Raw genomic sequence first — 8,853 nt, 5'->3', positions numbered from 1 at the left:
AAACCTTGGCTCGCAGCTTTCCGGCGGCGAACAGCAGATGCGCCGGTTTTTGGCGATTGAAATCACTAACTTGCGAAGATAGTCATTTCACTCAGAATACCGTCCATCCGGACGGTTTCACGTTTTCCTACGCGTTCGGTTGCATCGCCCGAACACGATTTTCATCGTTCAGAAAACGTTGACACCTGTTTCCAATTTTAGACCCTTCCATCCTTCAATTTGAGGGACCATCTTTATTTCACGAGAGCGACATAACGCTCCCGGAAGACTGATGGGAAACGACGATGTCGAAGCGCGCCGACCGAAAGACCGCTCTGGACGCCCCAGAAAAGCGCTCCGCACCGACCCCGCCACCAGCGCGCGATGTCACGCGGCCGCGGTGAAATTCACCCGCCAGTTTTGAAACAGAGACATATCAAAAGCGCATAGAAAAGGACCACCACAATGACCAAGATCCTTAACACGACCTTTGCTGCCGCCCTTATCGCCGCCTCCGTTTTCGGCGGCACTGCAGCCTTCGCCGGCGGTGACGGCGACTACTATTCCGGTGTCTCCCGCGAGCCGACCCACAGCCAGAAGATCGACCGCTTCACCACGCAGAGCATTCGCAACGGCGATGCGGTGACCAGCACCCGGAGCACGGAAAACATCGGCCCGGCCAACGGCGACTACTACCGCGGCGTCGACCGCAACGACCGCTAACCCGGCTTTTCTACCCAATACTCCTCCCAGGACTGAACCAGGACCATGACAATGACCAAGACCCTCAACCTTGCCTTCGCCACCACGCTGGCGGCCGCCACGCTCTTCGGCGGTTCCGCCGCGCTGGCCGGCGGCAGCTACTACGACGGCATCTGGCCCAGCGCGAAGCAGGACCGGATGATCGAGGAAAAGCGCCAGAGCAACCCGCGCGCCTATTCGGATTATACCAGGCAGGACGTCCGCGCGAAGCGCGTCGGCCCCGCCGATGGCGACTATTATCCGGGCCTCGACAGCTCCACGCTGGCCGATCGCTAAGCGGCCAAGACCTTCCGTCATTCCACTCTCGAAGCTCCCGGTGCGAACCGGGAGCTTCGCGCGTTTAAGCCGGCGGCGGCCGAAATGCCGCACGCGGGCGATTGTCGCGGTGCGGCAACGTGGGCCGGGTTGCCGAATTGACCTTTGCCTGTTTTGCGCCGCATTCTTTCGTGCAGCCGCAGCGTGCAGTCACCTGCGGCAGCCTCATGAAAGGACGCGGTCCATGTTCGAATCGTTGGACGCAACGCTGCTCGCCCGGTTCCAGTTCGCCTTCACGGTGTCGTTCCACATCGTCTTCCCGGCCTTCTCGATCGGCCTTGCGAGCTACCTCGCCGTGCTGGAAGGCCTGTGGCTCTGGACGAAGGACGAGGTCTATTTCGCCCTGTTCAATTTCTGGAAGACGATCTTCGCGCTCGCCTTCGGCATGGGCGTCGTCTCCGGCATCGTCATGTCCTACCAGTTCGGCACGAACTGGAGCGTCTTCTCCGACAAGGCCGGGCCGGTCATCGGCCCGCTGATGGGCTACGAGGTGCTGACGGCCTTCTTCCTGGAGGCGGGCTTCCTCGGCGTCATGCTGTTCGGCCTCAACCGCGTCGGCCCGAAACTGCACTTCTTCGCCACCCTCATGGTCGCCGTCGGCACCCTGATCTCGGCCACCTGGATCCTCGCCGCCAATTCCTGGATGCAGACGCCGGCCGGCTTTGCGGTCAACGATGTCGGCCAGTTCGTGCCGGTCGACTGGTGGGCGGTGATCTTCAATCCGTCCTTCCCCTACCGGCTCGTGCATATGGTGCTCGCCGCCTACCTCACGACCGCCTTCGTGGTCGGCGGCGTCGGCGCCTACCACCTCCTGCGCGGCGACGCACCGAAGCGCGCGAAAAAGATGTTCTCCATGGCCATGTGGATGGCGGCGATCGTCGCGCCCATCCAGATTTTCGCCGGCGACATGCACGGTCTCAACACGCTGGAACACCAGCCCGTCAAGGTGATGGCGATGGAGGGGCACTACCAGAGCCATCCGGACGGCGCGCCGCTCATCCTGTTCGGCATTCCGAATTCGGCCGAACAGCGCGTCGATTACGCGATCGAAATCCCGAAGCTTTCGAGCCTCATCCTGAAACACGACCTGAACGCGCCGCTCGCCGGCCTCGATTCCGTGCCGAAAGAACTGCATCCGCCGGTCGGCATCGTCTTCTGGGCGTTCCGCATCATGGTCGGTATCGGTTTCGCGATGTTGAGCATCGGGCTCTGGTCGCTGTGGTGTCGGTGGCGGGGCACGCTCGGCGAGAACCGCTGGCTGCACCGCGCCGCCGTCCTGATGGGTCCCGCCGGTTTCGTCGCCGTGCTCGCCGGCTGGGTGACGACGGAGGTCGGTCGCCAGCCCTATACGGTGTATGGTCACCTGCTGACCGCCAATTCGGTAGCGCCGATCGATGCGCCCGCCGTCGCGACATCGCTGATCGCCTTCATCGTGGTCTATTTCCTCGTCTTCGGCGCCGGCACCTTCTACATCCTGCGCCTGATGGGCCGCCTGCCGCGCGATCCCATGCCGGATTTGCAGGACGGTCCGCTGCGCACCGCCGGCATCACGCCCGCCATCGCCACCAAAACCGGGAGCCACCACCATGGCGCTTGACCTCCCCTTCATCTGGGCGGCCATCATCGCCTTCGCGGTGCTCGCCTATGTCATCCTCGACGGCTTCGATCTCGGCGTCGGCATCCTCTTTCCCTTCTTCAAGGAAAAACACGACCGCGACGTGATGATGAACTCCGTCGCCCCCGTCTGGGACGGCAACGAGACATGGCTGGTGCTCGGCGGCGGCGGGCTGATGGCGGTCTTCCCGCTCGCCTATGCGACGATCCTGCCGGCGCTCTACATGCCGCTCGTGCTGATGCTGCTCGGCCTCATCTTCCGCGGCGTCGCCTTCGAATATCGCTGGCGCACGAAGCGCGGCGAATTCCTCTGGGACATCGCCTTTGCCGGCGGTTCCATGGTCGCGGCCTTCTCGCAAGGCGTGGCGCTGGGCGCCCTCGTGCAGGGCATTCCGGTCGCCAACCGCGCCTATACCGGCGGCTGGTGGGACTGGCTGACGCCGTTCTCCATCGCGACCGGCTTGGCACTCTTGATCGGCTATGCGCTGCTCGGTGCCACCTGGCTGGTGATGAAGACGAGCGGCCCGCTTGCCGAACGCGCGCGGCGCTATGCGCTGAGGGCAGGCACCGGCATGCTGCTGGCCATGGGCATCGTAAGCCTGTGGACGCCCTTCCTCGAACCGCTCTACTTCGAACGCTGGTTCGGCTGGCCGACCGTCATCTTCAGCCTGCTGGTGCCGCTGCTCGTGCTCGGCTGCTTCGCGCTGCTGATCCACGGCCTGCGCACGGAGCACGATTCCCGGCCGTTCCTCGCCGCGCTCGGCCTCTTCGTGCTCGGCTTCGCCGGCATCGGCATCAGCTTCTACCCCTATATCGTGCCGACCTCGCTGACGATCTGGGAAGCAGCCGCCCCGCATGAAAGCCTTGCCTTCCTGCTGGTCGGCGCGGTCGTGCTGGTGCCGATGATCCTCGGCTACACGGCCTATGCCTACTGGGTCTTCCGCGGCAAGGTCGACCCGGAGGAGGGCTATCACTGATGACGGAGAATTCCACCGCGCGAAAACTATTGTGGTTCGTGGGGCTCTGGGCGGGTGGCGTGCTGGCGGTGACGATCCTCGGTTTTGCCATCAAGCTCGCCATCGGCACGTAACCTAACGTAACGTTAAAATAGCCAGCTTCGCGCCAGCTTATATGCCTAGGTTCCGCCTCGGCCAGCATGCAGGCCCGCAAGTGGAAGACAGGACCGCACCCTCCTTTCGCTTAACCCCCGGGCCTGCATGTGGCCTAGTGTCTCGCGACAGAGAGATACCTTTCCCCCCAAACATTCCTCTGCTATCCGGTTGCCCATGAAGGAGACCGGCATGGCGAAGACTGCGGCAGACTGCACGACGATGACGGACATCCGGGAAAACATCGACCGGGTCGACCAGGCACTGATGGCGCTCTTCGCCGAACGCTGGAGCTTCATCAACCGCGCGGCCGAGATCAAGGTCGGGCTCGGCATCCCGGCCGACGTGCCGGAACGCGTGAAGGAAGTGCGAGACAACGCCCACCGCAACGCGACGGAGCACGGCCTCGACGGCGATTTCTACGAAGGGATCTGGGCTGAGCTCATCCAGCACGCCATCGAGCACGAAAAGAAACTGCTTGGCGAGGGATAAACCTCAGAGCTGGTTGCGCTTGCCGAGGTGATCTTCCCAATCGAGCGCTGTGCGCACGATGAAGGCGAGGTTGTCATGCTCTGGCTTCCAGTCGAGTTCCTGCATGGCGACCGACGGATTGGCGACGATGAGCACCGCATCGCCCGGGCGGCGGGCGGCAAAGCGCACCGGAAATTCCACGCCGGACACCGCCTTCACCTGCTCCAGCACCTCCAGCACCGAGAAGCCGCGGCCATAGCCGCAATTCGCGACGATCGAGCCGCCGCCGGCCCGCATGCGCTGCAAGGCCTTGAGGTGTGCATTGGCGAGGTCGGTAACGTGGATATAGTCGCGCACGCAGGTGCCGTCCGGCGTCGGATAATCCGTGCCGTAAACATCCATGCCGTTGCGCTTGCCAAGCGCGGCTTCGCTGGCGACCTTGATCAGATGCGTGGCGCCTGCCGTCGATTGGCCGGTGCGGCCGCGCGGATCGGCGCCGGCGACGTTGAAGTAGCGCAGCGCCGTATAGGTGAAGTCATGCGCGGCGGCGGTATCGCGCAGCATGATCTCGGTCATCAGCTTGGAGGAGCCATAGGGCGATTCCGGCCGAAGGGCAGCACTTTCCAGCACTGGCTCCGTTCCATCCGGCGTGCCGTAGACGGCAGCGGTGGAGGAGAACACGAAATGCGGCACCTTCGCCGCTACGGCGGCCGCGATCAGCGCCCGTGACTTGACCGTATTGTTCTCGTAATAGGAGAGGGGATCGGCGACCGATTCCGGCACGATGATCGACCCGGCGAAATGGATGATCGCATCGATGCGGTTTTCGGCAAAGATCGTCGAAAGCACGGACGGATCGGCGATATCGCCCTCGTAGAACCGCGCCTCGGGCGCCACGGCCCAGCGGAAGCCGGTGGAAAGCCGGTCGAGCACGACGACCTCTTCCCCGGCATCGACGAGCGCCCAGACCATGTGGCTGCCTATATACCCCGCGCCACCCGTAACCAGAACCGCCATGCCAACCTCCGAATCGTCCGAATGGCAGGCATATCACCCCGCACACCGGCCGGACGCAACCCCGCGCACGCCCCTCGCTTCAAAGGATAGACGAAATGTCCGACCGTTTCATCGTGCTCTCCGGCTGCTCCGGCGGCGGAAAATCCACGCTGCTGGAAGCGCTTCGCCAGCGCGGCCATGCCGTCGTCGAGGAGCCGGGCCGCCGCATCGTGCAGCAGGAACTGGCAACCGGCGGCAGCGCCTTGCCGTGGCAGGACCTTGCGGCCTTCGCCCGTCTCGCGATCGACATGGCGCTCGCCGACCGGCAGGCGATGCGGGACCACCCCGGCCTCGTCTTCTTCGACCGCGGCCTGATCGATGCCGCATCGGCACTTGAGGCGCATAGCGGCGAGCCCGTGCTGGCCGCGCTCGCGGCTGAACATCGTTACAACCGGCTGGTTTTTCTCACCCCGCCATGGCCGGAAATCTACGCCGGCGACCCGGAACGCCGACACGGCCTCGACGCCGCACTCGCCGAATATGATCGCCTCAAAGACGTCTACCCGGCACTCGGCTACGAAGCGATCATCCTGCCGAAAGTGACGGTCGCCGAGCGCGCCGATTTCGTGCTCCGCCACCTGTCCTGATGGTCAGCGCGCCGCGATATAGCGGGCGAGGCGATCGGCGGCTTCCGCAACGTCCTTCGGATCGCGCAGGAAGCAGGCGCGCATGAAGAGTTCGCCGCCGGGGCCGAAGGCCGTTCCCGGTGCCAGGCCCACATTGGTCCGATCGACGATGTCGAGCGCCGTGAGCCGCGAATCCGTGACGCCGTCGATCTTCAAGAACGCATAGAGCGCTCCATCCGGCTTCAGCGTCTCCACCCGGTTGGTGGCGATCAGCGCATCGCAGAAGACGTCGCGGTTCTTCGCCGCCTTGTCGATATTCCCCTGCACGAACGTGTCGCCCTCGTCGAGCGCCACGACCGCGCCCTGCTGCAAGAACTGCGGCACGCCGGAGGTGGAATATTGAATAAGGTTTTCCAGCACCTGGCCGATTTCCGGCGGCGCGACGATCCAGCCGACGCGCCAGCCCGTCATCGACCAGTTCTTCGAGAAGGAATTGACGAAAATGACCCGGTCGCCCTCTGCCATCACGTCGAGGAAGGACGGCGCCCGCCCGCCTGCATAGTGATAAAGCGCATAGATCTCGTCGGCCATGATCCAGAGATCATGCCTCCTGGCGATGGCGAGCAGGTTGGCAAGGTCCTCCCGCGTCGCCGTCCAGCCGGTCGGGTTGGAGGGTGTGTTGACGAAGAGCACACGCGTCTTCGGCGTGATCGCCGCTTCCACCCGGTCGAGATCCACCTGCCAGCGCCCGCCGGCAAAGTCGAGCGGCACGGCGATGGGATTGGCGCCGGAAAGCTCCGCCGCCGCTGCGAAATTCGGCCACGCCGGCGTCAGGTAGACGACATCGTCGCCCGGCGAAACGAGCGCCTCGATGGCAAGCTTGATCGCCTGCATGCCGGAGCCGACGACATAAAAATGCTCCGCCGGCAGCGCCGCGCCGAAGCGACGGGCATAGTAGCGCGAAAGCGCCGAGCGCAATTCCGGAATGCCCCGCTGCCAGGTATAAAAGGTCTCGCCGCGCAACAGAGCATCGGAGGCGGCGCGGGAAATGAACTCCGGCGTCGGCAAATCCCCTTCGCCCACCCATAGCGGAATCAGCCCCTCGCGCCCGCGCGCATAATTCACCACCTCGACGATCCCGCTTTCCGGCGCCTGAAGCGATCGCGGGCTGAGGCTTTCGATAAGGGTCATGCAAATCACTCCGGCAAGATCTCGCCCGCGCAGGGGCGGACAAGCTCTAGCCGGTTTCGCGCGCCGGTTCACGCCAGTTTATCTGACGCTCCCATTGAATTCATTGATGGAAGCGCTCGCATATTTGAGAGGCTGCATCGGCCGGCGTCGCCGTTCCGCCATGCGCCGCGAAAGCAAGCGCGAAAAGAGGCGCGACAGGGCATCGAGCCCCTGCCATTCCGGCCGCTCCAGCGGATCAGCAAGCGTCTTCCTGCGTTTATCGTTCCGCCCGGCGGCGGTATCGAATGCCATCATCCATTCCGGGCTCATGGTCTGCTCCTGACAACTTGTCTCGTGTTGCAGCAGAGATAGGCGGGTGCGCCGTGGGATCGTAGACGCAGGCATGAAACGGCCGTTTCACCCGCGTTCGATGCAGGCGCCCCGACTTTCCGCTATAGTCCGACCCATGGCGTGGAGACGAACGTGAACGAAGTCGACTGGGACGATCTGAAGCTCTTCTATCATGTGGCCGCGGAGGGCGGCCTCGCCGGCGCCTCCATGCTGACAGGCATCAGCCCGCCGACGATCGGTCGGCGCATGCTGGCGCTGGAACGCACCATGGGCCGCACTCTGTTCATCCGCAGCCAGCAGGGTTATCGGTTGGCGCCGGACGGCCAGATCCTGATGGAACACGTGCAGACGCTGCGCAAGACCGTCGCAGACATCACCCAATGGCACGGCGACGCCTTCGCCCTGCCGATCGTCTCCATTGCCGGCGACATCTGGCTTTCCGGCTTCGTCGCGGAAAACACCGCGGCACTCCGCCACGCGGGTGACGCTTTCCGTCTCTGCTGCAAACGCTGGCTGCCGGAGGACGACCTGACCTTCCGCCGCGGCACCGTGGCGCTTTTCGCCGCCCCGCCGAAGAGCGGCAATTTCGCGGTACGCCGCACTGCCGATGTGGCCTATTGCGCCTACCGCGCGATAGCGGCCGACACCAGCGACGACCTGCCCTGGATTTCCATCGGCACGGAGGTCGCCCTGTCGGAAGTCGAAAAATGGGTGTTCCGCCATCGCGAAGGCCAGATCCACACCTGGACCAACGCCCCCGAACTTCTGCCGAAGCTGATCGCCGGCGGCGCCGGCCGCGGCGTGCTGCCCGCCTATCTCGGAGACAGCATGCCCGCCCTGATGCGGGAAGGCGAGCTCATCGAAGACCTCACCCATCCCATCTGGCTCGCCGTCAATGACGACGACCGCCAACGCCCCGAAGTCCGCACCACCCTCGACCGCCTGGCAGTGCTGCTGAAGCGCAACGAAGCACTGTTTTCCGGAAATCAGCCGAGGTTCCCCGCCGCGCGGGTCGTTTCGCGAGCGGCGGAGTAGAACGCCTAGTGCGTCGTCGGCACGTCATCTTCTTCCAGGAACGACCGTATGCCATCCCGCGCCACGGTGGCCAGGAATTCATCGAAGGCCTCACGGTCCGTGGCGAATGGTTCGCCCCATTCAAACAGGTCCTCGTTCTGCGTGACGACCTCCAGCTTCCAGTCGTTCTGCGTGCCGGCCGGCCTGTAGATATCGACGAGCACGGTGATGTCCTCTTCGGTATATTCCCCGGAGAGTTCGGAATGTTCCAGTTTCGGTTGTTTGGCCACGGCAGAAGATCCTCGAAAAGCGCGTCTCCCGATCAGGGCACCCTTGGTGCCCTGATCAGGGAATGCGACAGAACAGGACGGCCAGCGTGATCTCGCGGCAGCAACGTGACGTCAATCGGTCGCCCGACCCCGATCTAAAACTATCGGCAGTCGCGT

Annotated in this window: 12 protein-coding genes; 8 read left to right on the top strand and 4 right to left on the bottom strand. The window is 64.0% G+C overall.

What is annotated here, in order from left to right; genetic code table 11:
• The 6 genes from GB927_RS14890 to GB927_RS14865 all read left to right on the top strand — a co-directional run.
• The coding region (locus GB927_RS14890; protein WP_256117909.1) for a hypothetical protein at positions 1-182 on the top strand (182 nt) is incomplete at its 5' end.
• 262 nt (positions 183-444) lie between these two features.
• Positions 445-702, top strand: a complete 258-nt coding sequence (locus GB927_RS14885) for a hypothetical protein (protein ID WP_256117908.1) — start codon at positions 445-447, stop codon at positions 700-702.
• A 51-nt stretch (positions 703-753) separates the two neighbouring features.
• Positions 754-1,017: a hypothetical protein gene (locus GB927_RS14880; protein WP_256117906.1), complete on the top strand. Its 264-nt coding sequence runs from the start codon at positions 754-756 to the stop codon at positions 1,015-1,017.
• A gap of 223 nt (positions 1,018-1,240) precedes the next feature.
• Positions 1,241-2,653, top strand: a complete 1,413-nt coding sequence (locus GB927_RS14875; protein WP_256117905.1) for a cytochrome ubiquinol oxidase subunit I — start codon at positions 1,241-1,243, stop codon at positions 2,651-2,653.
• Positions 2,643-3,647, top strand: a complete 1,005-nt coding sequence (gene cydB / locus GB927_RS14870) for a cytochrome d ubiquinol oxidase subunit II (RefSeq protein ID WP_256117904.1) — start codon at positions 2,643-2,645, stop codon at positions 3,645-3,647. Before GB927_RS14875 ends, cydB begins: the two co-directional genes overlap by 11 nt.
• Positions 3,648-3,971: 324 nt before the next feature.
• Entirely contained in the window at positions 3,972-4,271 is a 300-nt protein-coding gene (locus tag GB927_RS14865; RefSeq protein WP_256117903.1) for a chorismate mutase family protein, read from the top strand.
• A gap of 3 nt (positions 4,272-4,274) precedes the next feature.
• Here GB927_RS14865 and galE read toward each other — a convergent pair whose 3' ends face one another.
• Complete coding sequence (gene galE, locus GB927_RS14860) at positions 4,275-5,267, bottom strand: UDP-glucose 4-epimerase GalE (protein WP_256117902.1); 993 nt, start codon at positions 5,265-5,267, stop codon at positions 4,275-4,277.
• A gap of 95 nt (positions 5,268-5,362) precedes the next feature.
• Between galE and GB927_RS14855 the strand changes: the two genes are divergently transcribed.
• Positions 5,363-5,893 (top strand): AAA family ATPase, encoded by a 531-nt coding sequence (locus GB927_RS14855; RefSeq protein WP_256117900.1) that lies wholly within the window; start codon positions 5,363-5,365, stop codon positions 5,891-5,893.
• A gap of 3 nt (positions 5,894-5,896) precedes the next feature.
• Here the strand turns inward: GB927_RS14855 and GB927_RS14850 are convergent, their stop codons facing one another.
• Positions 5,897-7,063 (bottom strand): pyridoxal phosphate-dependent aminotransferase, encoded by a 1,167-nt coding sequence (locus tag GB927_RS14850; RefSeq protein WP_256117899.1) that lies wholly within the window; start codon positions 7,061-7,063, stop codon positions 5,897-5,899.
• A gap of 78 nt (positions 7,064-7,141) precedes the next feature.
• Positions 7,142-7,372, bottom strand: coding sequence for a hypothetical protein (locus GB927_RS14845; protein WP_256117898.1), 231 nt, complete (start codon positions 7,370-7,372; stop codon positions 7,142-7,144).
• 153 nt (positions 7,373-7,525) lie between these two features.
• Between GB927_RS14845 and GB927_RS14840 the strand changes: the two genes are divergently transcribed.
• On the top strand, positions 7,526-8,428 hold the full coding sequence (locus GB927_RS14840) for a LysR family transcriptional regulator (RefSeq protein WP_256117897.1): 903 nt from the start codon (positions 7,526-7,528) through the stop codon (positions 8,426-8,428).
• A 5-nt stretch (positions 8,429-8,433) separates the two neighbouring features.
• On the opposite strand, the gene GB927_RS14835 is transcribed toward GB927_RS14840, so the two are convergent.
• Positions 8,434-8,697, bottom strand: a complete 264-nt coding sequence (locus GB927_RS14835; RefSeq protein WP_256117896.1) for a hypothetical protein — start codon at positions 8,695-8,697, stop codon at positions 8,434-8,436.
• Positions 8,698-8,853 lie beyond the last annotated feature (156 nt).

Source organism: Shinella lacus, assembly GCF_010994755.1.
GTDB classification, from domain to species: Bacteria; Pseudomonadota; Alphaproteobacteria; order Rhizobiales; family Rhizobiaceae; genus Shinella; species Shinella lacus.
This window is presented reverse-complemented; position numbering and strand designations above follow the sequence as displayed.

Coding starts and splice junctions, on each gene's coding strand:
- GB927_RS14885 (WP_256117908.1), top strand. CDS start 445: ATGACCAAGATCCTTAACACGACCTTTGCTGCCGCCCTTATCGCCGCC.
- GB927_RS14880 (WP_256117906.1), top strand. CDS start 754: ATGACCAAGACCCTCAACCTTGCCTTCGCCACCACGCTGGCGGCCGCC.
- GB927_RS14875 (WP_256117905.1), top strand. CDS start 1,241: ATGTTCGAATCGTTGGACGCAACGCTGCTCGCCCGGTTCCAGTTCGCC.
- cydB (WP_256117904.1), top strand. CDS start 2,643: ATGGCGCTTGACCTCCCCTTCATCTGGGCGGCCATCATCGCCTTCGCG.
- GB927_RS14865 (WP_256117903.1), top strand. CDS start 3,972: ATGGCGAAGACTGCGGCAGACTGCACGACGATGACGGACATCCGGGAA.
- galE (WP_256117902.1), bottom strand. CDS start 5,267: ATGGCGGTTCTGGTTACGGGTGGCGCGGGGTATATAGGCAGCCACATG.
- GB927_RS14855 (WP_256117900.1), top strand. CDS start 5,363: ATGTCCGACCGTTTCATCGTGCTCTCCGGCTGCTCCGGCGGCGGAAAA.
- GB927_RS14850 (WP_256117899.1), bottom strand. CDS start 7,063: ATGACCCTTATCGAAAGCCTCAGCCCGCGATCGCTTCAGGCGCCGGAA.
- GB927_RS14845 (WP_256117898.1), bottom strand. CDS start 7,372: ATGAGCCCGGAATGGATGATGGCATTCGATACCGCCGCCGGGCGGAAC.